Annotated in this window: 24 protein-coding genes; 11 read left to right on the top strand and 13 right to left on the bottom strand. The window is 68.7% G+C overall.

Going from position 1 to position 24374, the window contains the following annotated elements; genetic code table 11:
- Positions 1-66: 66 nt before the first annotated feature.
- Positions 67-858: an HAD family hydrolase gene (locus G6N14_RS07265; protein ID WP_085136784.1), complete on the bottom strand. Its 792-nt coding sequence runs from the start codon at positions 856-858 to the stop codon at positions 67-69.
- Positions 859-975: 117 nt separating this feature from the next.
- Between G6N14_RS07265 and G6N14_RS07270 the strand changes: the two genes are divergently transcribed.
- The 4 genes from G6N14_RS07270 to G6N14_RS07285 all read left to right on the top strand — a co-directional run bounded on the left by G6N14_RS07270 (position 976) and on the right by G6N14_RS07285 (position 4644).
- Positions 976-1212 (top strand): hypothetical protein, encoded by a 237-nt coding sequence (locus G6N14_RS07270; RefSeq protein ID WP_085136783.1) that lies wholly within the window; start codon positions 976-978, stop codon positions 1210-1212.
- Positions 1213-1340: 128 nt separating this feature from the next.
- Entirely contained in the window at positions 1341-1844 is a 504-nt protein-coding gene (locus G6N14_RS07275) for a hypothetical protein (protein WP_085136782.1), read from the top strand.
- 22 nt (positions 1845-1866) lie between these two features.
- Positions 1867-3141 carry a competence/damage-inducible protein A gene (locus G6N14_RS07280; protein ID WP_085136781.1) on the top strand — a complete coding sequence of 425 codons (1275 nt, stop codon included), beginning with the start codon at positions 1867-1869 and terminating at the stop codon, positions 3139-3141.
- 90 nt (positions 3142-3231) lie between these two features.
- Positions 3232-4644, top strand: a complete 1413-nt coding sequence (locus G6N14_RS07285) for a lipase maturation factor family protein (protein WP_085136852.1) — start codon at positions 3232-3234, stop codon at positions 4642-4644.
- A gap of 187 nt (positions 4645-4831) precedes the next feature.
- Here the strand turns inward: G6N14_RS07285 and G6N14_RS07290 are convergent, their stop codons facing one another.
- On the bottom strand, positions 4832-5260 hold the full coding sequence (locus G6N14_RS07290) for a DUF2834 domain-containing protein (protein ID WP_085135278.1): 429 nt from the start codon (positions 5258-5260) through the stop codon (positions 4832-4834).
- A 46-nt stretch (positions 5261-5306) separates the two neighbouring features.
- Positions 5307-5738: a D-aminoacyl-tRNA deacylase gene (gene dtd / locus G6N14_RS07295; protein ID WP_085135279.1), complete on the bottom strand. Its 432-nt coding sequence runs from the start codon at positions 5736-5738 to the stop codon at positions 5307-5309.
- Between the two features lie 53 nt (positions 5739-5791).
- Between dtd and G6N14_RS07300 the strand changes: the two genes are divergently transcribed.
- On the top strand, positions 5792-6109 hold the full coding sequence (locus G6N14_RS07300; RefSeq protein WP_085135434.1) for an MTH1187 family thiamine-binding protein: 318 nt from the start codon (positions 5792-5794) through the stop codon (positions 6107-6109).
- Here the strand turns inward: G6N14_RS07300 and G6N14_RS07305 are convergent.
- From G6N14_RS07305 to G6N14_RS07325, 5 genes are all read right to left on the bottom strand, one after another.
- Positions 6102-6752: a M15 family metallopeptidase gene (locus tag G6N14_RS07305; protein WP_085135280.1), complete on the bottom strand. Its 651-nt coding sequence runs from the start codon at positions 6750-6752 to the stop codon at positions 6102-6104. The two genes, G6N14_RS07300 and G6N14_RS07305, sit on opposite strands and share 8 nt — an antisense overlap.
- A gap of 17 nt (positions 6753-6769) precedes the next feature.
- Positions 6770-7516, bottom strand: coding sequence for a peroxide stress protein YaaA (gene yaaA, locus G6N14_RS07310; protein WP_085135281.1), 747 nt, complete (start codon positions 7514-7516; stop codon positions 6770-6772).
- Positions 7470-8021, bottom strand: coding sequence for a phosphatase PAP2 family protein (locus G6N14_RS07315; RefSeq protein WP_163787300.1), 552 nt, complete (start codon positions 8019-8021; stop codon positions 7470-7472). Before G6N14_RS07315 ends, yaaA begins: the two co-directional genes overlap by 47 nt.
- 114 nt (positions 8022-8135) lie before the next feature.
- Complete coding sequence (locus G6N14_RS07320) at positions 8136-8582, bottom strand: STAS domain-containing protein (RefSeq protein ID WP_085135282.1); 447 nt, start codon at positions 8580-8582, stop codon at positions 8136-8138.
- Positions 8583-8679: 97 nt separating this feature from the next.
- On the bottom strand, positions 8680-10635 hold the full coding sequence (locus G6N14_RS07325) for a neutral/alkaline ceramidase (protein ID WP_085135283.1): 1956 nt from the start codon (positions 10633-10635) through the stop codon (positions 8680-8682).
- 193 nt (positions 10636-10828) lie between these two features.
- On the opposite strand from G6N14_RS07325, the gene G6N14_RS07330 reads away from it, so the two are divergent.
- From G6N14_RS07330 to G6N14_RS07340, 3 genes are read left to right on the top strand one after another with little or no spacing between them, the layout of a single operon-like run.
- Positions 10829-12103, top strand: coding sequence for an acyltransferase family protein (locus G6N14_RS07330; RefSeq protein WP_085135284.1), 1275 nt, complete (start codon positions 10829-10831; stop codon positions 12101-12103).
- A 17-nt stretch (positions 12104-12120) separates the two neighbouring features.
- A complete protein-coding gene (locus G6N14_RS07335; RefSeq protein WP_234808893.1) occupies positions 12121-12834 on the top strand; it encodes an Rv0518 family GDSL lipase in 714 nt (237 codons plus the stop codon).
- Positions 12835-12879: 45 nt separating this feature from the next.
- Positions 12880-13857 carry an NAD-dependent epimerase/dehydratase family protein gene (locus G6N14_RS07340; RefSeq protein ID WP_085135285.1) on the top strand — a complete coding sequence of 326 codons (978 nt, stop codon included), beginning with the start codon at positions 12880-12882 and terminating at the stop codon, positions 13855-13857.
- Positions 13858-13885: 28 nt separating this feature from the next.
- On the opposite strand, the gene G6N14_RS07345 is transcribed toward G6N14_RS07340, so the two are convergent.
- Positions 13886-14536, bottom strand: a complete 651-nt coding sequence (locus G6N14_RS07345) for an HD domain-containing protein (RefSeq protein WP_085135286.1) — start codon at positions 14534-14536, stop codon at positions 13886-13888.
- 149 nt (positions 14537-14685) lie between these two features.
- Between G6N14_RS07345 and G6N14_RS07350 the strand changes: the two genes are divergently transcribed.
- On the top strand, positions 14686-15660 hold the full coding sequence (locus G6N14_RS07350; RefSeq protein WP_264079935.1) for a GlxA family transcriptional regulator: 975 nt from the start codon (positions 14686-14688) through the stop codon (positions 15658-15660).
- Positions 15661-15671: 11 nt separating this feature from the next.
- Here G6N14_RS07350 and aceA read toward each other — a convergent pair whose 3' ends face one another.
- Positions 15672-17972, bottom strand: a complete 2301-nt coding sequence (gene aceA / locus G6N14_RS07355; RefSeq protein ID WP_085135287.1) for an isocitrate lyase ICL2 — start codon at positions 17970-17972, stop codon at positions 15672-15674.
- Between the two features lie 162 nt (positions 17973-18134).
- Here aceA and G6N14_RS07360 point away from each other — a divergent pair, with 162 nt between their 5' ends.
- Together G6N14_RS07360 and G6N14_RS07365 are read left to right on the top strand one after the other, a co-directional pair.
- Positions 18135-18500 (top strand): hypothetical protein, encoded by a 366-nt coding sequence (locus G6N14_RS07360; protein WP_234808880.1) that lies wholly within the window; start codon positions 18135-18137, stop codon positions 18498-18500.
- A 75-nt stretch (positions 18501-18575) separates the two neighbouring features.
- A complete protein-coding gene (locus tag G6N14_RS07365; protein WP_085135289.1) occupies positions 18576-20396 on the top strand; it encodes a fatty acyl-AMP ligase in 1821 nt (606 codons plus the stop codon).
- Positions 20397-20408: 12 nt separating this feature from the next.
- Here G6N14_RS07365 and G6N14_RS07370 read toward each other — a convergent pair whose 3' ends face one another.
- From G6N14_RS07370 to G6N14_RS07380, 3 genes are all read right to left on the bottom strand, one after another.
- The gene (locus tag G6N14_RS07370; RefSeq protein ID WP_085135290.1) at positions 20409-23222 is read right to left on the bottom strand and encodes an MMPL/RND family transporter; all 2814 of its coding nucleotides are present in this window, start codon (positions 23220-23222) and stop codon (positions 20409-20411) included.
- Positions 23219-23650: an MmpS family transport accessory protein gene (locus G6N14_RS07375; protein WP_085135438.1), complete on the bottom strand. Its 432-nt coding sequence runs from the start codon at positions 23648-23650 to the stop codon at positions 23219-23221. The genes G6N14_RS07370 and G6N14_RS07375 overlap by 4 nt, the downstream gene beginning before the upstream one ends.
- 105 nt (positions 23651-23755) lie before the next feature.
- The gene (locus G6N14_RS07380) at positions 23756-24367 is read right to left on the bottom strand and encodes a TetR/AcrR family transcriptional regulator (RefSeq protein ID WP_085135291.1); all 612 of its coding nucleotides are present in this window, start codon (positions 24365-24367) and stop codon (positions 23756-23758) included.
- Positions 24368-24374 lie beyond the last annotated feature (7 nt).

A 24374-nucleotide genomic window follows, 5' to 3' on the forward strand; every position in this document is an offset into this window, starting at 1 on the left:
CAGTCGGGCCTAGCTGCGCTGGGGAAACCTCAGACTACCGGCAGTCGTGTCACGGGTCATCGGTGCTCAGCGCGAGGAGAGTGCGCGCAGGACCGCGACCCCGAAGCCGGCGGCGCGCAGCACAGAGCGCCCGCCGGGGCGGCTCGGGCCGGGGATGCGCAGCACCGGCCAGCCGTGTTCGGTGGCCAGCGTGGCGAGCCGGGGACGGGGATTGACCGGCCGCGGGCGGCCCACCAGCGACATCAGTGCCGCGTCCTCGTCGCCGTCGGCGTAGAAGAAGCTCTGGCCCAGGTCGATCCCCGTGTCCGCGCAGAACGACTGCACCGTGGCCGCCTTCTGGGGGCCCCAGACCACGGGTTGGACGATGTCCCCGGTGAGCAGGCCCCGGTCGTCGAGCTCGAACCGGTTGCACAGCACGTGGGCGATCTCCAGGAACCGTGCCACCGGTTCGGCGTGGATGGTCAGGGCCGAGGAACTCAGCACGACGGTGTGGCCGCGGCGCTGATGCGCCCGCACGACCTCCTGCATGTGCGGGTAGATGCGGCTGGTGATGTGGTCGGCGAAGAGCCGGGCGCCGACATCGTTGAGTTCGTCGATGGACTCGCCGCGCAGATAACCCGCGGCCCGTACCAGCAGGCGTTCGAACTGCATGCGGCCCAGGCGGTAGCGCAGCGCCGCCTCGACGACGCCGAGCACCTCGCCGGCGCGGGCCTGGCGCCGGCGGATCCGGTCGCCGGCATGGGCGGTGGCGGTGAATCCGGACACCAACGTGCCGTCCAAGTCGAAGAACGCCCCGATGCGGGCGCCCGGCTCGGCCCGGGCGACGTCGGCGACCAGATCGCTCGCTGCTGCGGTCATCGCCGTCGATGTTACGTTCTGCCCCCGGCCCGCCGGCAGGTCTGGCGCCGCGGGAAAACGATGGTGAGCCGGTCAGCTGATAGCGTGGAGGGCCTATGCGAAAAGAGAGTCGGCTCCATGACCAGTGAGACCATCGCGACCGACGCGCGGGAAGCCCTGTCGGAGACGGCAGCACAGCAAGGCTGGCGGCGTACCCGGCGCGAGCGGGTCGATATCTATAACCGCGGCATCTACCACGTCCATGCCATCTGGCGCGACGACAAGATCCTCAACGGTGGGTCCCACTATGAGGACACCGTGCTGCTCGTTCACACCACCGACCTGGCGAAGGTCCGGAGCTGGTTGGGACGCTGATGCGGGCCGGGTAACCGCCGCGACTCCGGTTCGCATCGGTTGCATAAACGCCCCTCGTGTCACACGAGCAACAGTTTTCACACGGCTAACTTTGGTCTCGACCTTGTAATCGGGATTGGGGAGAAGCCATGTCACGTGTCCGTAAGTACCTGACCGTCGCCGCCGGCGCCGCAGCGGGACTGTTCCTGGGGGCGCTGGCGTCCAGCGCCACCGCCACCGCCGACGCCGTGCCGATCAACCCGGGGCTGGCCGGGGTGGTCGAGCAGATGGTCGCGACTTCGACCAGCCTCCCGCAGCAATTGCTGCAGACCACCACATCGGCGCTCGCCGGCACCACGCTCGCGCCGCCCACAGCACCGGGTCAGGCGCCCCTGGCGACCGCGACCCTCAACGTGCCGCCGACATCGACCGCGTCGACCGCGGCCAGCCAGGCGACCTCCGCCGCCGGGCTGCCCGGAATCTCGAACCTTCCGGCGAGCCTGAGTTCGGTTCTGCCCTTCCCGCTGCCCAACTTCGGCCCGGCTCCGGTCGCGGCGGCACCGACGGCATTCGCGCCCAGCGGGTACCTGCCGACGGCTCCGGTCGCACCGGCGACGCCGATGGAGCTCGTCCTGATTCCGGGTCTGCCCTGAGGCACTGCGTAATCTCGGACCGGTGAGCGCACGCGCAGGAATCGTTGTCACCGGTACCGAGGTACTGACCGGACGGGTGGCCGACCGTAACGGACCGTGGCTGGCCGACCGGCTCCTGGAATTGGGAGTCGAGTTGGCGCACATCACGATCTGCGGCGACCGGCCCACCGACATCGAGAGCCAGCTGCGGTTCCTGGCCGCCGAGGGTGTTGACCTGATCATCACCAGCGGCGGCCTGGGGCCGACGGCCGACGACCTGACGGTCGAGACGGTGGCCAGGTTCTGCGGCCGCGACATTGTGCTCGACGAGGTTCTGGAAGCCCGGATCGCCGAGATCATCAAGCCCATGATGGCGCGATACAGCGGTCCGGGTGCCCCCGATTTCGCGACGGTCCGGGCAGCCAATCGAAAGCAGGCGATGGTCCCGGCGGGGGCGACGATCCTGGACCCGGTGGGCACCGCGCCCGGCGTGGTGGTGCCCGGCACACCGACGGTGATGGTGCTGCCGGGGCCGCCGCGCGAGCTACAACCCATGTGGCACAAGGCGGTAGCGACCCCGGCAGTCCAACAGGCGATCGCCGGACGCACGCATTACGCGCAGCAGATGATCCGGATGTTCGGCTTGCCGGAGTCCGGCCTGGCCGACACCCTGCGGCACGCCCAGGAGACCATCCCCGGCTTCCACCGGTTGGAGATCACCACCTGCCTGCGTCGCGGCGAACTGGAGATCGTCACCCGCTACGAGCCGGACGCGGCCGAGGCCTACCGGCAGCTGCTCGAACTCCTGCGCGAGCGCCATGCCGGGGCGATCTTTTCCGAGGACGGATCGCAGATCGACGATCTGGTGGCCTCAGCACTGGCCGGTAGACAGATCGCGACCGCCGAGTCCTGCACCGCCGGCCTGCTGGCGGGGCGCCTGGCCGACCCGCCCGGCGCCTCGGGCTATCTGGCGGGTGGAGTCGTCTCCTATTCCAACGAGGCGAAGGTCGAACTGCTCGGGGTCGATGCGGCATTGATCGCCGAACACGGCGCGGTGTCCGAGCCGGTCGCCGAGGCCATGGCCGCCGGCGCACTGCGCCGCTTCGGCGCCGACACCGCGGTGGCGATCACCGGGATCGCCGGACCCGGCGGCGGGACGCCGGACAAACCGGTGGGCACCGTGTGCTTCTGCATCGCGCTTGGCGACGGCCGCAAGATCACGCGGACGACCCGGCTGCCGGGGGAGCGGGCCGACGTGCGGGAACGCTCGACGACGGTGGCCATGCATCTGCTCTACCGCGCACTGTCAAACGGCTGACTCCTGCCGCCTCCGGTGGTATGAACATCACACCGAGGAGTTGCAGGTGTGAACACGTGGCTGAACGGTTCGGGGTATTGGCTGGGCCGCATGGTGCTCGAACGCGGCATCGCGGCCATCTACGTCATCGCCTTTGTTGCCGCCGCCCGCCAGTTTCGCGCCCTGATCGGGGAACACGGCATGCTGCCGGTCCCGCGGTACCTGCGCCGACGCTCATTCCGGCAGGCCCCCAGCCTCTTTCATCTGCACTACTCTGATCGCTTCTTCGCCGGCCTGTGCTGGCTCGGTGCCGGCGTGGCCGCAGCTTTGGCGCTCGGCGCCGGGGAGCGGGTCCCGCTGTGGGCGGTGATGGTGATCTGGCTGGCGCTGTGGGCGCTGTACCTGTCGATCGTGAACGTCGGGCAGACCTGGTACGCGTTCGGCTGGGAGTCGATTCTGCTGGAATGCGGGCTTTTGGCCGTGTTCTTGGGCAACGACCGGCTTGCACCACCGGTGCTGGTCATGTGGCTGGCGCGGTGGCTGCTGTTTCGGATCGAGTTCGGTGCGGGGCTGATCAAGTTGCGCGGCGACTCCTGCTGGCGCAACCTGACCTGCCTGTACTACCACCACGAAACCCAGCCCATGCCCGGGCCGTTGAGCTGGTTCTTCCACCACCTGCCCAAACCGCTGCACCGCATCGAGGCAGCGGGAAACCATGTCGCTCAACTCGTGGTCCCGTTCGGGCTGTTCGCCCCCCAGCCCGTCGCCGGAGTCGCCGCCGGGATCATCATCGTCACCCAGTTGTGGCTGGTGGCCTCGGGAAACTTCGCCTGGCTGAACTGGATCACGATCGTCCTTGCCGCCGGCGCCCTCGACCAGGCGTGGTTCACCGAACGGATTGCGGGTCTGCAGCCGGCGCCGCTGCCGCAGGCCCCGCTGTGGTTCGCCGGCCTGGTCATGGTCTACGCCGCGACCACGCTGATACTGAGTTACTGGCCGGTGCGCAACATGGCCTCGCGGAGTCAGCGGATGAATGCCAGTTTCAATCCGTTGCATCTGGTCAACACCTACGGTGCGTTCGGCACGGTGGGGCGTTTTCGCAGAGAACTGGTGATCGAGGGGACCACCGACGCCGCACTCACCGAGCGGACCTCATGGCGGGAATACCAGTTCAAAGGAAAACCCGGTGCGGTGCGGCGATGCCCACGCCAGTGGGCGCCCTACCACCTGCGGCTGGACTGGCTGATGTGGTTCGCCGCGCTCTCGCCCCGATACGGGCAACCGTGGTGCGAGGCGTTACTGCAACGCCTGCTGCGCAATGACCGGGACACGCTGCGCCTGTTGGGACGCAACCCGTTTCCCGACGCCCCGCCGCGCTTCGTGCGGATCTTGCTCTACGACTATCGCTTCACCACCTGGGCCGAGCGGCGACGCGACGGGGCATGGTGGCATCGCAGCCTGGTGGGCGTCTACCGGCCGCCGGTATCGGCAACCGGGGCGTCGGCGCCGCCTGAACGCCGCTAGTCATCGCGCCAGGTCCCAATCGTCGGGCGGGACGCCCGGCGGGGCAGGCCGAAGGTGGTGGCGGTCGATGAAGGCCTTGATGAAGTGATACGGGTTGACTCGGGGTTGACCGCGCTCGAGTGCCGGCGGGGATCCATTCGACGCGTCCGGTGTTACCGAGTGCGGTGCGCGGAAACCGGGGGCCGGGCTACCGGGTGTCGACCCACAGGGTGAGGGCCACCACCACCAGCGTGAACACGGCCAGCAGTGCCGTATCGAGGGCGCCCAGCCGTGGCGCCGAGGCGCCCTCGGCGGCCAGCCGTCGTTCGCGGGCGATCAGAAACAACGGGAACGTGAAGCTGATCGCCGTGACGAATCCGCCGAAGATGTAGGCCCACACGAACCGCACGTTGTGCTTGCGGGCTTCGGTGACCATCAAGACCGTCGCCGACAGGCCCAGCAGCAGGATGTCGGCGGTGATCGAGCGCGAGGCGGGCGTCACCGCGGTGTCCGGCAGGAACCGGGAGAATGACAAGTCGGTTCCGTTGTAGGCCAGGTTCTGGCTCCAGGTGGCGATCAACGCGGCGACGGCAATCGCGGCGTAGACACCGCACCGGACCTTGGCGGCTGTGGTCATCGGGACACGGTAACGCCTGGCGCCGCACTGCAATGCGTTTTTTGCATCACAGTTCGAGCAGGACCGTCACCGGACCGTCGTTGACCGACTCCACCTGCATATGCGCTCCGAACTGCCCGGTCGCCACCTGCGCGCCCAAACGTTGCAGCGCCGCGGCGAATTCGGCGACCAGCGGTTGGGCGACCGGTCCCGGCGCGGCCGCATTCCACGACGGCCGCCGGCCCTTGGCGGTGTCGGCGTACAGCGTGAACTGACTGACCACCAGAATCGGTGCGCCGACATCGGCTGCCGACTTCTGATCGTCGAGAATGCGTAACTGCCAGAGCTTTTCGGCCAGACGCTGCGCTTTGGCAGCGTCGTCGGTGTGGGTCACGCCGACCAGGGCGAGCAGGCCCTGGCCCTGCGGATCAATCTTCCCGACCGTGCGACCGTCGACGCTGACGCGGGCCGACAGGACCCGCTGAACCAGAACTCGCACGGCCTCGATGCTAGGTAGGCTCGCTGTAACGGGGGCAAGGAGGGGTGATCGCGGTGTCGGTGCTCGTGGCGTTCTCGGTGACGCCGCTGGGAGTGGGCGAGGGAGTCGGCGAGATCGTCGCCGAAGCGGTCCGGGTCGTTCGGGAGTCCGGGTTGCCCAACCACACCGATGCGATGTTCACCGTGATCGAAAGCGACAGTTGGGCCGAGGCGATGGCGGTGGTGCAGCGGGCCGTGGAAGCCGTGGCGGCACGCTCACCTCGGGTGAGCACCGTCATCAAAGCCGACTGGCGCGACGGCGCGGTGGACGCGATGACCGCCAAGGTCGAATCGGTGGAGCGCCACCTGGCGACACCGTCGGAACCTAATTGACCGCCACGTCGAGGATGGGGCGACCCACCTGGGCGCCGGGTCCGTTGAAGTGCCACCATTCGCCGGCGTAGTAGTCCAGGCCACCGGCGCGCATCGCATCCCGCAGCAGGGCACGCTCGGCGGCGGCATGCGCGCTGATGCCCTCGGCGAAAGCCGCGGAGTTCGGGGAGAAGTCGTCGAACCCGGTGCCCATGTCCGACAGCCGCCGGTGGGCGTCGGCGGTCGTCACGTCGACCGATCGGCCGGTCTCATGGCTGCGAGCCAAGGTGCCGGGCCGGGCGACCCAGTTCGGGTTCGGCACCACCTCGAACATCCGCACCTGCACCTGGTGCGGCCGGTAACAGTCCCAGAACACCAGGGTCCGGCCCCGGGCGCGCAGCGCGGCGGCCGCCGTCGCCAGTCCCGGGGCCAGTGATTCGTGCACCAGACACCGGGCGTTGGCCGGGTAGAGGCGTTCGCCGACGAAGTTGTTCGCGGTGGCGTAACGCAGATCGATGATCGCGTCGGGCACCGCGCTGCGCACGTCGACGAATCCGGCCGCGCGGGCCGCCGGCGACACCTCGTTCCCGGGATCGGCGGCCGCGGTACCCGAGGCACCGGTCAGCAGTATCGCCATGACGATCACCATCCGCAGACTGCGCATGCGCCCATTGTCGCGCCTCACGCCGGCACCACGATCGTCAACCGCCGATCTTCGCGTTCCACCCGCATCCCGGCCCGGCGTGCCACCGTCGCGACCGCCGCGGCGTCCTGCGGTTCTGTCCTGGTGGCGGCCAGGGCCCGCGCCAGCCGGCCTTTATGGGCCTTGTTGAAGTGGCTCACCGAGACCCGCCGGCCGTCGGGGTGTTCGGCGATCACATCGACACGAACGGCTCCGGGGATGGCGGCCAGCGCCGCATAGGACCCGGACCGCAGGTCGACCACCAGTTGGGCCTCGGCGATCTCGGCCAGCACCGGCTCCAGCACCGGGCGCCACAGTTTGGTCAACCCCGGCCGTCCGGGAAGCTTCGACGTCGCCGACAGCCGGTAGGCGGGCACCGGGTCCGTGGCGCGCAGCAGTCCGAACAGGGCGGAGCCGACCGCCAGCCGCGCGGCGGCCCGGGCGGCCGCCGCACCGCGTAGCGAGTCGACGTCGAGCGCTTCGTAGAGCACGCCGGTGTATCGGTTGATCGCCGGCGCGGTGGGAGCGTGCCGGAGCGCGGCGTTGCGCTCGATCTCGGCGTCCTGCGACGCCGACAACCCCAAGGCGCCGCGGCTGGCGTCCCGGTCGGCGGCCAGGCCGACCAACACCTCGAGAAGTTCGGCTCTCGTGTCGTTCAGTTGCGGAGCAGCCAGGGTCTCGAGGCGCAACGGTGGGCCGTCACCCCCGGCACGTTTGGTCTCCGATGGGGGCAGCAGCACGATCACAGGCAGACGTTAACCGAGCCGTTGCGCCGACCAGCGCGGTGGCGAGCATCGCCGCCCCCACTGTGTCGGTGAAGAAGTGGTAACCGCAGGCCACCAGCCCCAGCATGCCCAGCAGGCTCACCGCGGCGGCGGTCAGCAGCGCCCACTGCCGGGCGGCTGCCACCACGACCATCATGCCCAGCACCGACACCAACAGCGCGGTATGGCCGCTGGGGTATTCGAGGTAGGGCCCGTTGCGCCGGTCGAAGACGTGTTTGAGCGCGGCAGTCACGGCGGTCGCGGCCAGCGGGCAGGCCAGCACCGCCGCCGCCAGCACCCAATGCCTGCGATACAGGGCCACCGCGACGCTGGCCACCGACACCGCCAGGAGCAGCCATCCGCTGGTGAAGACCAACATCCACCGGGGCTGTGCGCCGAGCAGTGCGCCGGTGGCCCGGCTGAACCAACTGTCGAAGGGCGTCGACCCGCGGCCCACCGCCGCGCCCAGGGCCAGTGTCGCCAGCACGCCGGCCAACGGCCACCAGCGCAGCGCGGTGGCGAGACGACGATCTATCTCCGGGGACCTATCTCTGCAGACCAATCTCTGGGAGCTGTGGGGACCTGGCTCGGGCGGGTCGGATCAGGCCGACTTCTCGAACAGGGGCAGCAGCGCCTGACGGCGCTGGTCGTTGCCGTCGGCAAGAGCGTGCAGCGCCTGGTCCACCAAGGGCGATGTCGGGAACATGGCGTCCTCGTCGAAGTCGCCGAGCAGGTCGTGCACCGAAGCGCTCTCGATCAGAGTCCACTCCACGCCGGCGGCGCGGCAGTCGCCGTCGAGCACGCACAGCAGCCAGATGCCGGCGGCGGCGAACGAGGTGACGCCGCTCAGATCCAGCACCAGCGCTTCGCTGGCAAGGACAAATCGCCGGGCGTGTTCGCTGAGTTGGTCCACGTTGGTGGCGTCGATCCCGCCCCGGACCGTGATCACCGTCGCGAGGTGACGGTAGTGCGCTCGAATCTGTGCTCCGCCGCACTCGACGACAGGGTTGATCCGCGCCGCTCCCCGTGTGGTGATGTCGATTGCCATACCAGCCCCCACCTTCCTGTGGATCGCTGCCGACGGGTGCGCCGACCTCGATGTTTCCGACGGTATGCGGCGAAGTTAAGGCGTCTTGGGCGACCGGTTAACGCTTTGGTGAGATATCGAACGGGTCGGTGACTCCGGTGAACGCGGTGATCTGCCCGTCGGCGTCCCGCGCGTCGCCGTCGTAGCGCAGGCGGTATCGCCCGCCGTCGACATCGTCGGGGAGTGTCCAGGTCACCGTGATGGTCGACCCGCGCCGTCCGGTGCGGCGCCAGCGGAAGGTCGTCGACCAGTCGCTGTCGTCGGCCACCGTGTCCCAGCCTTCGGGAGTCTGACGCTCCACCCGCACGTAGGTGCCGCCGCGATGCAGGTCGTTGTTCGGGTAGGCGCCGGTGAACACCGCCGACACGGTGGCGCCGGGCAGGTATTGGCGTTCCGGGGCCGCCACGACGTCGCCGAACCGCTGGCCGGCGGCCGGCGCATCGGGCTTCGGCCGGCGCCGTGAGCGCCGGCGGCGGGACGGCTCGGCGGGCCGCTTGCCGTCGGGGGCGGGCCGCTGGTCGCGCATCGCGGTGGCCAGTTCCGCTACCACCTGCTGCAGGGCCGGCAGCTCCCAGCGGCCGAACAGGGTGCTGCCGCCTTCGTAACGTTGCTCGTCGTACTCCTCCGGCGTCGTGACGTAATGCAGGTAGCCGTTGCTGTAGCCGGCCACCAGCACGTCGCGCAGCTCGGCGCCCACGATCTCGGCCACGGTGCGGCGCAGCCGCAGGCCCGCCACGATGGTGACTTCGGCGGGAATGCCGATCAGGTACAGCTGACCGATGCGCAGCAGCTGCACCGGGCCGCCCTCGGGCATCAGCAGCGACAACGCCTTGTTCAGCCGGATCCCCGGACCCACCGCGCCCTTGGGGGCGTGCGCGTCGCGCAGTCGCGGAGAGAGGCGGAAAACCGTATTGGCCACCAGCCCGTCGAAAAACCGGTTGCGGCCCTGTTTCAACAGCGGATACAGCGGTCCGGCGCCTTCGTCGGTGCCGGCCAGACAGGACGTCCCGGCCATCGCGGGACCGGTACGGTGGGCCCGGCCGTCGCCGGTGAATTCCGGCCGCACCTCGAAGTCGGTCAGGTCCACGTAGGTGGCGCGGGCGTCAATCCCTCCGGTGACCTCGGTGCCGTGCCCCCGGGTCAGTTCGGTGGCCGCGGTCGCCTGGCGGCCCCCGATGATCCGGGTGTTCTCGAATTCGTCGTCGGTGGGTCCGCTGCCGGGCCGCCGGCCGATATTGGGCGACATGTCCCCGGAGTTGGTCTGGGCGAAGGCCGCGATGAAATCCGGTGGGGCCGGCGACAGGTAGTCGACGCCGTGGTCCAGGCGCTCGCACTGGTAGGCCGCGTACCCCTTGTTGTCCCCGCTGATCAAGGTGTTGCGGTTGGTCATGGACGTGCCGTGGGTGGCGAACCAGTTCACCGCCCCGACCAGTCGGCCATCGCGTTCGATGCGCAGCAAGGTGGTCTGGGGGTCGATCTTGTCGGGGAAGTGGGCGCGATCGGCCTCGGGGTTGCGGGCGAACGCCGACGGCGACCGATTGCTGCTGGCGTCATGCAACCGGCCCACGGCAAGGCTCAGGCTGGCCGGCGCCAGGTCGGCATGGGCCCTGTCCACTGCTTCACAGATTCCGTCGACGATCGCGTCGAACGTCTGCTGCCGGAACCCGTGGGTGTTGGAGTTGTACAGGCGGTGATCCGAGTAGCCCCCGGGACCGCAATGGGTGTGCGTCGCGGTCAGCATCACGTTGTCAAAGGTGTAGAGCTGACCGTAGGTGTCGGCCAGGCGACCCAACACCGCGTGGTGAATGCTTTCGACCAGCAGTGGAATTTCGCAGACCACCAGCAGCAGCCGGTTGCCGGCGGCGGCGTCGGCAATGACGAAGGCGCGGGCGCGCAGCCGATTGTGTATCCCGTCGGTCTGCTGGGAGGCCACTCCGTAGCCGAGCATTCCGCATTCGGCCGGTTCGCCGGTGATGTCGGCGATTCCGCGTCCAACCTGGTAGTCGTCTGGCATCGCTACAGTATTCATAACGCCGTGCTGCACATCGTCGCCGACGCACCGGCCGACAACTTCTCCCGCGTCAATCTGCGCTGCTAGTCTGCGAGGGCTGCCGGCTACCGGGTTGTGGCTGCTGATCGTCGAGGCATCTCGACGGGCCCGCACCGAGGCAGTCTGGACAAGCGGAGCCCACCGGCGAAAGAGTGTTGTGCGCACCGGAGAGATCAAGGCCCTGACCGGGCTTCGCATCGTCGCCGCGGTATGGGTGGTGCTGTTTCATTTCCGCCCGCTGCTGCAGCTGGCGTCCCCGGCGTTCAGCGACGCGCTCGCCCCGGTGCTCGACCGGGGCGCCCAGGGCGTCGACCTGTTCTTCATCCTCAGTGGCTTCGTTCTGACCTGGAACTACCTGGAACGGATGGGCGAGACCTTCTCGGTACGTGCCACGCTGCACTTCCTATGGCTGCGGCTGGCCCGGGTCTGGCCGATCTACCTGGTCACCTTGCACCTGGCGCTGCTGTGGGTGATCTTCACCCTGCACGTCGGGCATGTTCCCACCGAGGACCTCAGCCGGATCACCGCGGTCAGCTACGTGCGTCAGGTTCTGCTGGTGCAGCTGTGGTTCGAGCCCTTCTTCGACGGGTCGAGCTGGGACGGTCCGGCCTGGTCCATCAGCGCGGAATGGCTGGCCTACCTGTTGTTCGCCGGACTGGTACTGCTGGTCTTGCGGGCGATGCGGGTGACCTCGGCGCGCGGCCTGGCGGCGCTGGCGATCATCGCCTCGCTTCCGCCGCTGCTGCTGTTGCTTGCCACCGGCCAGTTCTACAGCCCGTGGAGTTGGTTGCCGCGCATCGTCATGCAGTTCACCGCGGGCGCCCTGGCCTGCGCGGCGGTGCGCAAGCTCGAGCCGCAGGGGCTGAGCGACTCGGCTCGGCGAGCCGCCGGCGTCGGCTCGGCACTGCTGGTGGCCGCGATGGTCGGCGTTCTGTACTACTTCGACAGCCATCCGATCTCCGGGCTCTATGACAGCGGAGGCCTGGTCGACGTCTTGTTCGTGCCGTTGGTGATGTGCCTGGCCATCGGCATCGGCAGCCTGCCCGCGCTGCTGTCCACACGGGTGCTGGTCTACGGCGGGCAGATCTCGTTCTGCCTGTACATGGTTCACGAGCTGGTGCACACGTCCTGGAACTGGGCCGTCCTGCAGTTCGAGATCGTGCTCGGCGAAGGGACGTCCGCAGCCAAATGGGCGGTGGCAGCGGTGCTGGCGGCGGCGACGCTGCTGTCGGTGCTGCTGTTCCACGGAGTGGAGGAACCGGGCCGGCACTGGATGCGCAAGATGATCGGCGCGCGCCCGGAGCCCGCACCGGCGGCCCCGGCAGAAGACCCCCTGGCGGTCGAGCCGAACGATTCGCCGGACAGTTGTCCCGGCCCGGAGGACGGTGTACTCGGGGAAGTCCCGCTCGAGGTCCCGGCTACTCTGCGCTGAGGACAGGGGAGGTGGCAGTGAGCCGGGTGTGGACGTTCGCCGTGGTGATGGTGACCGGCGTCGTTTCGGTCGTCGCGGCTACCGGCTACGTGTCGCGCGGCCAGACCCCGACGCGTCACCTGGCCACGGTCCCGCTGAGCGCCACGCCGAATCGGATCGCGGTGATCGGCGACTCCTACACCTCCGGGTATCAGGACACCGGGCGCGGCGCGGCGAACTGGACCGAGCGGACCTGGCAGAACCTGGCCGGCCGCGGTGTCTTCGTCAGCGCCGACGTAGCGGCGGAAGGCGGTGCGGGTTACGGCGTGCGCGGTAACCGGGGCGGACTGTTCGAGGACCTGACCTCCCGTGCGGTGCGACCCGAGGACGCCCTGGTGGTGTTCTTCGGCTCGCGCAACGATCAGGATGTCGAGCCGGGCCAGCTGAGCCGCATGATCGCCGACGCGTTGGGGTTGGCTCGCCGGACGGCGCCGGGTGCGCGGATGCTCGTGATCGGACCGCCGTGGCCCACCACCGATGTGCCGGGCAATATCTGGCGAATCCGCGACATCCTCAGCACCGAGGCCCGCGTCGTGGGTGCGGTGTTCATCGACCCGCTCGCCGAGCGGTGGTTCGTCGGCCTGCCCGACCTGATCGGCCCGGACGGGGTGCATCCCACCGACGCCGGCCACGCCTACATGGCCGAAAAGATCGCCCCGCTGATCGCCGACCAGTTGCCCAAACGGGTCTGATCCACCGGGGCGGGTGCGCGAAGATCGGGCAGAAGGGGGAGCGCGATGCGAGTGTTGATCACCGGCGGAACCGGATTCGTGGGCGGCTGGACCGCCAAGGCGATCGCCGACGCGGGACACCGGGTGCGATTCCTGGTCCGCAATCCGGCGGGCCTGCACAGCAGTGTGGCGCGGTTGGGGGTCGACGTCTCGGACCATGTCGTCGGCGACATCACCGACGCGACCTCGGTGCACCAGGCCCTGCGGGGCTGCGACGCGGTGGTACACGCCGCGGCTGTGGTCGCCACCGATCCCCGCCAGACGGCGCAGATGCTGACCACCAACTCGGCGGGAGCACACCACGTGCTCGGGGGAGCGGTCGAGCTGGGGCTGGATCCGATCATTCATGTCTCCAGCTTCACCGCGCTGTTCCACCCGGGACTGAAGACGCTGCGGGCCGACCTGCCGGTGGCCGGCGGCGCCGACGGCTACGGCCGGTCGAAAGCACGCGAAGATCTCTATGCGCGGGGGCTGCAGGACGCCGGCGCCCCGGTCACCATCACCTATCCGGGCATGGTGCTCGGACCGCCGGTCGGAGATCGGCTCGGCGAGGCCGGAGAAGGGGTACGGACGGCGCTGGAGATGCACGTCATTCCCGGTCGCGGCGCGGCGTGGCTGGTGATCGATGTGCGTGACCTGGCGGCCATGCACGTGGCGCTGCTGGAACCCGGACGTGGCCCGCGGCGCTATATGGCAGGTGGCCGGCGGGTGCCGCCGGGACAACTGGCGAGGCTGCTCGCCGACGTGTCCGGATCACCGATGGTGGCGGTGCCGGTACCGGATGTCGCCTTGCGCTGGGCGGGCCGGATCCTCGACCAGGTGCAGCAGACGCTGCCCATCTCGACCCCGTTCACCGAGGCCGGTATGCAGTACTACACCCAGATGCCCGACTCCGACGACTCGCCGGCCGAGCGCGAGCTCGGCATCGTGTTCCGGGATCCCCGCGAAACTCTGGCGGACACGGTGGCCGGGATCCGCGGCTAGCCTCGCGACGGCGCAGCACCTGCGGCTCCTACTCCGGCCAGGAGTTGCCCCGGATGAGCTCGACGAAATCAGCCGGAACGAACCCGGGGTCGAAGTGCGCCAGGACATCGGCGTTCATGGTGCCGAAGGTGGTCTCCGGGCGGTGTTTCATACCGTCGTTGAAGGCGGCAAGAATCTGCTTCTTGAAGTTCGGGCGCGGATGAGCCGCCGTGACAGCGGTGATGTCCTCGGGAGACAGGTCGTCTCGTCCGATGCCGATCACGTCGGTTTCGACTCCGGCGGTGACCAATGCGATCTCCGGATCGAGGAACTCGGGCACCCCCGGGGTGGTGTGCAAGGCGATGGCCAGCCAGACCTTGGCGGCGTCGGCGGGATCGACGCCGCGTTCGAGCAGAAAGTCTCGCGCTGCGTTGGCGCCGTCCACCTCGAAACGCACCGTCGAGGTGCGATAGCGTTCGGTCAGACCCAGGTCGTGGAACATGGCGCCGGCGTAGAGCAGTTCCAGATCCGGCTGCAGCCCCCGGCGTCTGCCCTGCAGCGCGCCGAACAGGAAGACCCGGCGCGAATGGTGGAAGAGCAGGTCGTCTTCGGTGTCGCGGATGAACTCGGTGATCTCGCGCGTCAGCGCGGTGCCGGGGATGCTGATGTCGGCGATGGTCTCGATCGACTGGGTGGCCATGGGCGCTTCTCCTCGGTTGCGGCTAGGGCCAGTGTGCGCGGCATCTGGGATTCCCGCCGCGGCCGTTCGGGCCTCCTTTCCCACAGATCGCGCCACCGGACCGGGCCGAGATCGGCGTACGCAGGTTTGCCGGCGGACATAATGGCCAGGTGGCGCAAGCCGGTGCCGTCCCGCGGGTGGTGGTGATCGTCGTCTACGACGACGTGACGATGCTCGATGTCGCCGGGGCCGCCGAAGTCTTCGTGGAGGCCAACCGATTCGGTGCGGACTACCGGGTGCGGTATGCGTCGGTCGACGGTCGAGACGTGACCACGTCGATCGGGGCCCGGCTGGGAGTCACCGACAGCATCGCCGACATCGCTGCGGCCGACACCGTGATGGTTGCCGGCAGCGACCTGCTGCCGCGGCGCGCGATCGATCCCCAGCTCGTGGCGGCCGTGCGAGCGGTGGCCGGCCGCACCCGGCGGCTGGCATCGATCTGCACGGGTTCGTTCGTGCTGGCCCAGGCCGGCATGCTCGACGGGCGCCGCGCCACCACGCACTGGCATGAAGCCCGGTTGCTGGCGCGCGCGTTCCCGGACGTCACTGTGGAGCCGGACGCGATCTTCATCCGCGACGGCGATGTTTTCACCTCGGCCGGGGTTTCGGCGGGCATCGATCTGGCGCTGGCCCTGGTCGAAATGGATCACGGCACCGAGCTGGTGCGTGAAGTGGCCCGATGGCTGGTGGTCTATCTCAAGCGGGCGGGCGGCCAATCGCAGTTCTCGGCGTTGGTCGAGTCCGGCCCAGGCCCGCAGTCCGCGCTGCGCGCGGTGACCGATGCGATCGCCGCGGACCCGGCCGCCGACCACAGCGTGAACGCGCTTGCCCGGCGGGCCGCGTTGAGCAGACGGCACTTGACGCGACTGTTTCAGTCCGAACTCGGCACCACACCGGCCCGCTACGTCGAAAAGGTCCGCATCGATGCGGCCCGCGCGGCGCTGGACGCCGGGCACTCCGTCGCCGCGTCCGCCGGCCGGGCGGGGTTCGGCAGCGTCGAGACCCTGCGAAGGGTGTTCCTTGACCATCTCGGTGTGTCGCCGAAGGCCTACCGGGACAGGTTCCGTACCGCCACGGGCGGCTGAGACGAGGGGTCTCAGTCCGCTTTGCTGATCAGCTTGCCCAGCGCCACCCGGTCGCCGGCCAGCAGTTCTTCGATGCGCGCGTGGTTGACGTCGGCGACGATGATCTCGCCGACCTCCTGGTTGACGCTGCTGAAGATGCCATGCTCCTTCATCTTCTCGGTCTGGTACAGGTTGTCCTGGGTGGGGGTGACGTAGTGCACCGCCGCCGCCTTGAACCGGTGGATCAGCCAGAGGTGTGCCAGATCCATCAGCCGCTTCTGGCGCAGCTTCTCGGCGAAGGTGTTCTGGTCGCGCACCGTCAGGATGCTGCGGCCGTGCCGGTCCTTGATCGGGTCGACGATGACGTTGGCGAGCTTCTCGTCGTCGTCGCCGTAGATCCCCAGTTCCAGCACATCGGAGCCGGGACGCGTCGGCCGCAGCTGCACCCGCAGCTTCTCACCGAGCTGGTAATGCTGCGCCCACAACGCCAGCCAATCCTCGAGCAGCTTCTTGGGCACCTCGGTCTGCACCAGGTGCTGGTGCTGGGTGGAGCCGGCGCCCATCGCCTTGGTGGTGGCGGTGCGGCCCGACGACGCGGCCAGCGCGGCGTCGCTGCGGGGCCCGCCGACCAGCGTCTGCGGTGTGCGGTAGGGCGACTCCACCAGGCGCATCTTGCGCTGCAGGCGCGCCAGTGCCAGCATGCCGTCCTGCAGCAGGGTGGCCGCGAACTCCTCGGAGGCCACACCGTCGACCTGGTGACCGCCGTAGGTGATGAAGTTGAAGACGAAGCCCATCTTGCCGAGCTCGGCGGGGAAGGCCCGCATCTCGTCGTCGGTCATCCCCGTGGTGTCCCAGTTGAACGAGGGGGACAGGTTGTAGGCCAGCATCTGGTCGGGGAACTGCGCGTGGATCGCCTCGGCGAACTCGCGGGCCTCGGCCAGGTCCGCGGTCTTGGTCTCCATCCACAGCAGGTCGGCGAACGGCGCCGCGGCCAGGGACTTCGCGATCGCATAGGGAATGCCGCCGCGCACCTGAAAGTAGCCCTCGGGGGTCTTGGCCCGTTCGCAGTCCCATCCGGGATCGGCGTTGAGTTCGGCGGCCTTGGCCCGCGCGGTGTAAAGCGGTGCGCGGGCGGCGAATTCCCTCCACTGATCCGCGGTCATGTCTTTAGCTTCGCCTTCGCGTTCGGCGAATTCGAGCATCTCGGCGACGGCGTCCGCGAACGTCATCAGCCCGGCGTCGTTCTGCCAGGCCTCGACGAACTTCGACTCGATCTGGTCGAAGATGCCATCGACGGATCTGCTCCCGTCGCTGCTCCAGCCCCGGGCAGCCTCGGTGATCAAGGCGGTGATCCCGGCGCGTTCCAGCCAGGCGTCGGCGGCGGCGTACTCGCCCTCGGGCAGGGCATAGAGCAGGTGACCGTTGATCTCGGTGATTCCGGAGTTGTGGAGCTGGCGCGTCATCGCCAGGAAACAGGCCTTGTAGGACGGGATCCTCAAATTGGTGGTGCCCAGGATGAACGGCTGGTCGCGCTCGTCGCCGCGGCTCTCCACCAGGTTGGCCGCCTCGGCGTCGGTGCGCGCGACGATGATGCCGGGCACGCCCATCAGGTCCAGCTGGAAGCGGGCGGTGTTGAGCCGCTTGATCTGCTCGTCGGAGGGCACCAGCACCTTGCCGCCCTGGTGTCCGCATTTCTTGGTGCCGGGACGCTGATCCTCGATGTGGTAGCCGGGAACGCCTGCTTCGACGAAGCGGCGGATCAGGTTGCGCACGTGCGGATCGCCGCCGTGGCCGGTGTCGGCGTCGGCGATGATGAATGGCCGGTAGTCCACCGCGGGCGTGGCGGCGCGCTGCTCCGGCGTCATCTGCAGGCGCAGATACTGCTGGTTGCGGTCTGCGGTCAGCAGGGCACGCACCAGACCTGCTGCCTCGTCCGGCACCTGGCTGAGCGGGTAGCTGGCCAGGTCGGGCCCCGGGTCCTCGGTGATGGACCCCTTCGCCGAGGTCGCCCAGCCGCCCAGGTAGATGCCCTCGATGCCGACTCGCTTCATCACGACGGCCTGGCCGGGCGAGTACGGCCCGAAGGTGGTGATGCTCTTCTTCGCGGCGAACAGCTCGCGCAGCCGTGCGTAGAACGCGGCAGCCGCTTCCCGCGCGACGGTGTAGTCGGCGGGAATGGTGCCGCGCTGTTCGACGACTTGACGGGCGCTGTAGAGGCGGGTGATGCCCTCGAATCGGGGACTGTCGAAGTACTGCTGCATCGCTGCGATGTCGGCGTCGATGCCGCGGTCGACCGGTGTGCTCGTCGTCGGGTTCTTCTGGATCGTGGTCATGGAATTTCGCTCCCTTGCACCCATGCTTCCTCCCCGTATTCTGCCGCCGCACGCTGAGCGGTAGCTCGGTTTTGCCCTACATCTTCGGTACCCGCAGTCAATGCCGCGGAACCCCGCCGAAGCCCTCGGATTCGTGAACCGAGGTGGCTAAGCTCAAGCGCTATGACGTCCCCGTCGGATCGGTGGGCACAGCAGTGGCAACCGCCGTCGCGGCCAGGCACGACCGGCCGCTGGGCGGCGCGACGGATGAGTCGGCGGTTCGCCGCGGTGGGGGTCCGGATTCCGCCCGCTCGGCTGCGGGAGATGGCGGTCGGCGCACCGCTGGCGTCGAGGGAGTCGGTCGACGTCGCGTTCGCGCTCGCGGCCACCGAACTCCGGCATGAGCAGCGGCTGGCCAGGGCACGGCGTAACCGGCGACGCGTGATGAACGCACTCATCATGGCCGGCCTGATGATCGCCGCGCTCAATCTGTTGATCTGTGTGGGCTACGTGTTCATCAGCCTGGCGCTGCGCGAACCGTCCCCCTGACCGGCTGCGGTGAACGCGGTTGTGTGGGGCCGCCTTTGGACTCGTGACTGACGACGCGCAACCTAGACTGCGGGCATGGTGCAGTCGCAGCGTTGCGCGCCCCGAAACGGACTGGTGCAGATCGAGGAGTGTCTGGACGCCGACGGCGGGATCGTCCTGCCGCCGGGCGACACGCTGATCTCGCTGATCGACCGCAATATCGCCACCGTGGGCGGGGCGGTGGCCTTCCGCTACCTCGACTATGCCGGTCCGGAAGAGGGCGGCAGGGCAGTGGAGCTGACCTGGACGCAACTCGGTCAGCGCCTGCGTGCCATCGGCGCCCGCCTGCAGGAGCTGACCGTTGCCGGTGACCGGGTGGCGATTCTCGCGCCGCAGGGCCTGGATTACATCACCGGGTTCTACGCCGCGATCAAGTGCGGCACCGTCGCGGTGCCGCTGTTCGCTCCGGAGCTGCCGGGGCACGCCGAACGGCTCGAGACCGCGCTGGCCGACTGCACCCCCACGGTGGCGCTGACCACGTCTGCGGCGCGTGGGGCCGTCGAGGCGTTTCTGGCCGGGCTGCCGCAGCCGTTGCGGCCCCGGGTGGTGGTGCTGGACGAGATCCCGGACTCGGCCGGGCAGGCATTCGTGCCCGTGCCCATCGACGTCGACGGGGTGTCGCACCTGCAGTACACCTCAGGTACCACCCGGCCGCCGATCGGTGTGCAGGTCACCCATCGATCGGTGGGCACCAACCTGCTGCAGATGATCCTGTCGATCGACATGCTGGACCGCAACACCCATGGGCTGAGCTGGCTACCGCTCTATCACGACATGGGCTTGTCGATGATCGGCTTCCCGGCGGTCTACGGCGGCCACTCCACCCTGATCTCGCCGACGGCGTTCATCCGCCGCCCGCAGCGCTGGATTGCCGCCCTCTCGGACGCCTCCCGCCGGGGCCGGGTCGTGACCGCGGCGCCGAATTTCGCCTATGAGCTGACCGCGGCGCGCGGCCTGCCCGCACCGGGCGCCGACATCGACCTGTCGCGGGTGGTGCTGATCATCGGGTCGGAGCCGGTGAGCATGGCAGCGATCACCGCCTTCAGCGAGGCGTTCGCGCCCTACGGTCTGCCGTCCACCGCCATCAAGCCGTCCTACGGCATCGCCGAGGCCACGCTGTTCGTGGCCACCATCGCCCCCGAGGCCGAGCCGAGCGTGCTGTACCTGGACCGGGAGCAACTCGGTGCCGGACGTGCCGTGCCGGTCGGCGCCGAGGACCCGGGTGCGCTGGCTCAGGTCTCCTGCGGGCAGGTCGCCCGCAGCCTGGCCGCGGTCATCGTCGACGCCGGCGTGGAACTGCCCGACGGCAGCGTCGGCGAGATCTGGCTGCACGGCGCCAACGTCACCGCCGGCTACTGGGGTCGGCCGCAGGAGACCCGGCAGGCGTTCGGCGCCCGGCTGCGCTCCCGGCTCGAGCGCGGCAGCCATGCCGGGACCACCCCGGCCGACGCTGATTGGCTGCGCACCGGCGACCTGGGCTTCTACCTCGACGGCGAGCTCTACGTCACCGGACGGACGGTAGACCTGATCACCCTCGGCGGACTCCGGCACTACCCGCAAGACATCGAGAACACGGTGGCGCACGCCTCGCCGATGGTGCGCAGCGGCTACGTCGTCGCGTTCGCCGTGCCCACCGATCGCCTGGTGATCGTCGCCGAACGGGCGACCGGCACCGGCCGCAAAGATCCGGCGCCGGCGATTGCGGCCATCCGGGCGCAGGTCCGCCGGGTGCACGCCGTGGACGCCGCCGACGTGCGGTTCGTCCCCGCCGGGGCGATCCCGCGCACCACCAGCGGAAAGCTCGGCCGCACCGCGTGCCGCCGCCAGTATCTGGCGGGCACCCTCGGCGTGCGTTGATGCCGCGGGACCCTACGGGCGTTGCGCGGACGCCAGCGGCCGGGCCGGGACTTTCTGGGGCCACCAGAACCACGGGCCGAGCAGTGCGGCGACCGACGGCGTCAAGAACGACCGCACGATCAGGGTGTCGAACAGCAGTCCGAGTCCGATGGTGCTGCCTGCCTGGCCGATCGAATACAGGTCGCTGGCCGCCATCGACATCATGGTGAAGGCGAACACCAGACCCGCCGCGGTCACCACGGACCCGGTACCGCCGATCGAGCGGATGATGCCGGTCTTGATGCCGGCGCCGATCTCCTCGGAGAATCGGGAGACCAGCAGCAGGTTGTAGTCCGAGCCCACCGCCAGCAGGATGATGACGCCGAAGACCGGCGCGATCCAGTTCAGCGGCAGCCCGAAGATGTGTTGCCACACCAGCACCGTCAGACCGAAGGCCGCGCTCAACGACAGCAGGACGGTCCCGACGATCACCGCGGAGGCGACCAGCGCCCGGGTGATCAACACCATCACGATGAAAATCAGGGTCACCGCCGCCACCCCGACGATCAGGATGTCGTATGCAGACCCGGCCTGGATGTCCTTGTACACCGCGGCGGTTCCGGTCAGGTAGAACTTCGCGTCGGTCAGCGGCGTTCCCTTGACGGCGTCGTGGGCCGCGGCGAGCATCGGCTCCACGAACGAAATGCCTTTGGGGGTGGCCGGGTCGGCGTCGTAGGTGACGATGAAGCGGGCAGCGGATCCATCGGGTGAGATGAACAGCTGCAAGCCCTTCTGGAAGTCCGGGTTGTCGAAGGCCTCCGGCGGCAGATAGAAGTAGTCGTCGGACTTGGAGGCGTCGAACGCCCGGCCCATCTCGCTGGCCGTGTCGGTCATCCGCGACATCTGGTTCACCAGCCCGGCGAAGCTCGAGTGCATGCTCCGCAGGCTGGCCCGCATGGACTCGGCAACCGCGATCATCGGGGCGAACTGCTCGACGATCTGCGGCATCACCGCCTGGATGTCGTCGATGTCGCTGAGCAGCGGCCGCATCTTCTCGCTGAACTGGTCCATGCCGTCATAGGCATCGAACACCGAGCGCACAGCCTGGCACACCGGGATGTTGAAGCAGTGCTGCTCCCAATAGAAATAGTTGCGGACCGGGCGGGCCACATCGTCGAAATCGGCGATGTGGTCGCGGATTTCGTCGACCGTGGCGGTGATATCGGCCATGTCGGCCGACATCCGGCCGATGGTCCCGCTCATCCGGGTGACCAGCTCGCGCAAGCGGGTCATCGAGGCGATGGTGGCGCTGAGGTCGTCGCTCATGGTGAGCATGTCCGCGAGCCGATCGTTCATGAACTGCAGGTTCTCCTGGATCGGGACGGCCTGCATACTGATCTGAAACGGAATCGAGGTGTGGTCGATCGGGCTGCCCAGGGGCCGCGTGATGCTCTGCACCCGCTCCACCCCGCGGGTGCGGAACATGTTCTTGGCGATCCGGTCCAAAATGATCATGTCGGCGGGGTTGCGCAGGTCGTGGTCGCTTTCGACCATCAGGACATCCGGATTCATCCGGGCGGCGCTGAAGTGGCGTTCGGCGGCGTCGTAGCCGACGTTCGCCGGCAGGTCGGCCGGAATGTAGTAGCGGTCGTTGTAGCTGATCTTCATCCCCGGAACAGCGAGCATGCCGGCGAGCGTGACCAGCAGGGCGGCCACGAACACCGCGCCCGGCCAGCGGACGTTGGCGGTGCCGATGCGCCGCCAGGCGCGCCCCTCGACCCGCTTGGGGTCCAGCAGGGGGGCGGCGACCGCGACGACGGCCGGGGCGACCGTCAGCGCACCGGCGATCACCACCAGCAGACCCAGCGCCGACGGGATGCCGAGCGCTTTGAAGTAGGACAGCCGGGCGAAATGCAGACACAGCGACGCGCCGGCGATGGTCAGTCCCGAGCCCAAGATGACATGCCAGGTGCCCCGGAACATCGAATACCACGCGGTTTCGCGGTCCTCGCCGGCGTTGCGCGCCTCGTGGTAGCGACCGATCAGAAATATCGCGTAGTCGGTGCCGGCAGCGATCGCCAGCGACGACAGCATCGCCACCACGAAGGTGGAAAACCCCAGCAGGCCAAGGTTTCCCAGCAGGGCAACCAGGCCGCGCGCGGTGCCCATCTCGAACCCGACCATCACCAGGGCCAGGGCGACGGTGGCCGCCGAACGGTAGACGATGGCCAGCATGATGATGATGACCACACCGGTGACGGCCATCATCTTGAGCATCGATTTGTCGGCGGCCTCGGTCATGTCGGTGGTCAGGGCCGCCTGCCCGGTGACGTAGGCCCGGACCCCTTCCGGCGCCGGCACCGAGGCGACGATCTTGCGCACCGCATCGACCGATTCGTTGCCCCGGGTGCTGCCCTGGTCGCCGGCGGTGTTGATCTGGGCGTAGGCGGCTTTGCCGTCGGCGCTTTGCACCCCGGCGGCGGTGATCGGATCGCCCCACAGGTCAGCGACGTGCTGAATGTGTTCGTGGTCGGCGGACAGCTTCTCGATCAACGTGTCGTAGTAACGGTGGGCGTCGGGCCCGAGTTTGTTCTCGCCCTCGATCACCAGCATGACCATCGAATCGGAGTCGAATTCCTCGAACGTCGCGCCGATGTGTTTTGCGGCCATCAACGAGGGCGCGTCCTGGGGCGACATCGTGACCGCGTGCTCCCGCGCGACCGATTCGATCGGTGGCACCAGCACGTTGAGCCCGAGGGTGAGCAGGAACCAGAAGACGATCAGCGGCCACGCCAGCAGGCGAACCAGGCGCATGTATGCGGGGCGGGGATTGGCTTGCTCGTTCATGCGGCTTTGACCAGACAGAAGACCTGGGCGTGGTGCCCGGTGGCCAGGTGCTCGTCTTTGATCGCGCCGTTGACGGTGATGCGGCAGCCGATGGCCTCGCCGTCGCCCTGGGCGACCACGTTGCCGATCACGGCCGGACTCGTGGTGGTGATCGTGTACGTCCAGGGCAGTTGGGTGAACCGCGCCTCGACGGGCTGGGTCTGCTCGTTGAGGTAGCTGACCCCGCCGGTGCTGCCGTCGGGGCCGAAGATCTCGTAGACGATCCGCTTCTCGTTGATCGATGCGATCGGCCGGGAGCCGCTGCCGTCCCAGCGGAATATCTCGTCGGAGCCGAACGCACCGCGCAGGTTGACCACCGCAACGGTCCCGGCGAGCGCGGCCAGGGTGACGACCACCGGCACCCAGGCCCGCTTGGCGATTGTGAGCATGGTGGCGACCTCCGAATTCACTCTGATCCGCATCGACGTTCAATACGATACCCCGTAGGGTATATAACGAGGCGGGAAAATGCCCACGGGGGTATGTTAAGTGGGTTACGGAGCGGGTCGGCCGCGTTGGGCGGCGACGGCGTCGCCGAGCCACCGGCGCAGGAAGCGGCGCAGCTCCTCGGGGGAGCGATCGGGGTCATTGGGCGCCACGATGAACGAGAGCATGATCCGCAGGGTGAACTCGACGAGTTCGCGCAGGGCGGCCTCGTCGTAGCCGTGCTCCGCCCAGTCGACGTCGAACCTCTCGATCATCCGCATGCCGAACGCGCGGGCCTCGGCCGACGCCATCTCCCGGTTGTGCGCTGACGACGACGACAACATGGCGCCCAGGTGGGGGGAGCGGGAAACCGCGTCCAGGGTGTAGACCGCGCCTTCGGTGAGCGCGTCGGCCGGATCGCCGATGCCGTGCACGTGGGCGGTGAGCCGGTCGAGGAAGTCATCGACCGAGGCGATGGCCACCGCCCGCATCAGCGCGTCGGCGGTGGGGAAGTAGCGGTACACCGTCTGCCGGATCACCCCGAGCGATCCGGCCACCTCGGCCAGCGACACCGCCGACCCCGTCTCGGCGACCAGTTCGACGGCGGCGGCGATGATTCGCCTGCCGGCCTCCTCATCGGTGTGCGGCGGGTTTCCGCCCCAACCGCGCCGCCGGGCCATCAGCGAC

The sequence above is a fragment of the Mycolicibacter hiberniae genome, assembly GCF_010729485.1.
GTDB classification, from domain to species: domain Bacteria; phylum Actinomycetota; class Actinomycetes; order Mycobacteriales; family Mycobacteriaceae; genus Mycobacterium; species Mycobacterium hiberniae.

Excerpts from the sequence above, each read along its gene's own strand:
- G6N14_RS07360 (WP_234808880.1), top strand. The coding sequence starts at position 18,135 with ATGACGTCCCCGTCGGATCGGTGGGCACAGCAGTGGCAACCGCCGTCG.
- aceA (WP_085135287.1), bottom strand. The coding sequence starts at position 17,972 with ATGACCACGATCCAGAAGAACCCGACGACGAGCACACCGGTCGACCGC.
- G6N14_RS07345 (WP_085135286.1), bottom strand. The coding sequence starts at position 14,536 with ATGGCCACCCAGTCGATCGAGACCATCGCCGACATCAGCATCCCCGGC.
- G6N14_RS07265 (WP_085136784.1), bottom strand. The coding sequence starts at position 858 with ATGACCGCAGCAGCGAGCGATCTGGTCGCCGACGTCGCCCGGGCCGAG.
- G6N14_RS07270 (WP_085136783.1), top strand. The coding sequence starts at position 976 with ATGACCAGTGAGACCATCGCGACCGACGCGCGGGAAGCCCTGTCGGAG.
- G6N14_RS07370 (WP_085135290.1), bottom strand. The coding sequence starts at position 23,222 with ATGAACGAGCAAGCCAATCCCCGCCCCGCATACATGCGCCTGGTTCGC.
- G6N14_RS07305 (WP_085135280.1), bottom strand. The coding sequence starts at position 6,752 with ATGCGCAGTCTGCGGATGGTGATCGTCATGGCGATACTGCTGACCGGT.
- G6N14_RS07285 (WP_085136852.1), top strand. The coding sequence starts at position 3,232 with ATGGTGCTCGAACGCGGCATCGCGGCCATCTACGTCATCGCCTTTGTT.
- G6N14_RS07320 (WP_085135282.1), bottom strand. The coding sequence starts at position 8,582 with ATGGCAATCGACATCACCACACGGGGAGCGGCGCGGATCAACCCTGTC.
- G6N14_RS07365 (WP_085135289.1), top strand. The coding sequence starts at position 18,576 with ATGGTGCAGTCGCAGCGTTGCGCGCCCCGAAACGGACTGGTGCAGATC.
- G6N14_RS07375 (WP_085135438.1), bottom strand. The coding sequence starts at position 23,650 with ATGCTCACAATCGCCAAGCGGGCCTGGGTGCCGGTGGTCGTCACCCTG.
- G6N14_RS07290 (WP_085135278.1), bottom strand. The coding sequence starts at position 5,260 with ATGACCACAGCCGCCAAGGTCCGGTGCGGTGTCTACGCCGCGATTGCC.
- G6N14_RS07380 (WP_085135291.1), bottom strand. The coding sequence starts at position 24,367 with ATGGCCCGGCGGCGCGGTTGGGGCGGAAACCCGCCGCACACCGATGAG.
- G6N14_RS07275 (WP_085136782.1), top strand. The coding sequence starts at position 1,341 with ATGTCACGTGTCCGTAAGTACCTGACCGTCGCCGCCGGCGCCGCAGCG.
- G6N14_RS07340 (WP_085135285.1), top strand. The coding sequence starts at position 12,880 with ATGCGAGTGTTGATCACCGGCGGAACCGGATTCGTGGGCGGCTGGACC.
- G6N14_RS07325 (WP_085135283.1), bottom strand. The coding sequence starts at position 10,635 with ATGCCAGACGACTACCAGGTTGGACGCGGAATCGCCGACATCACCGGC.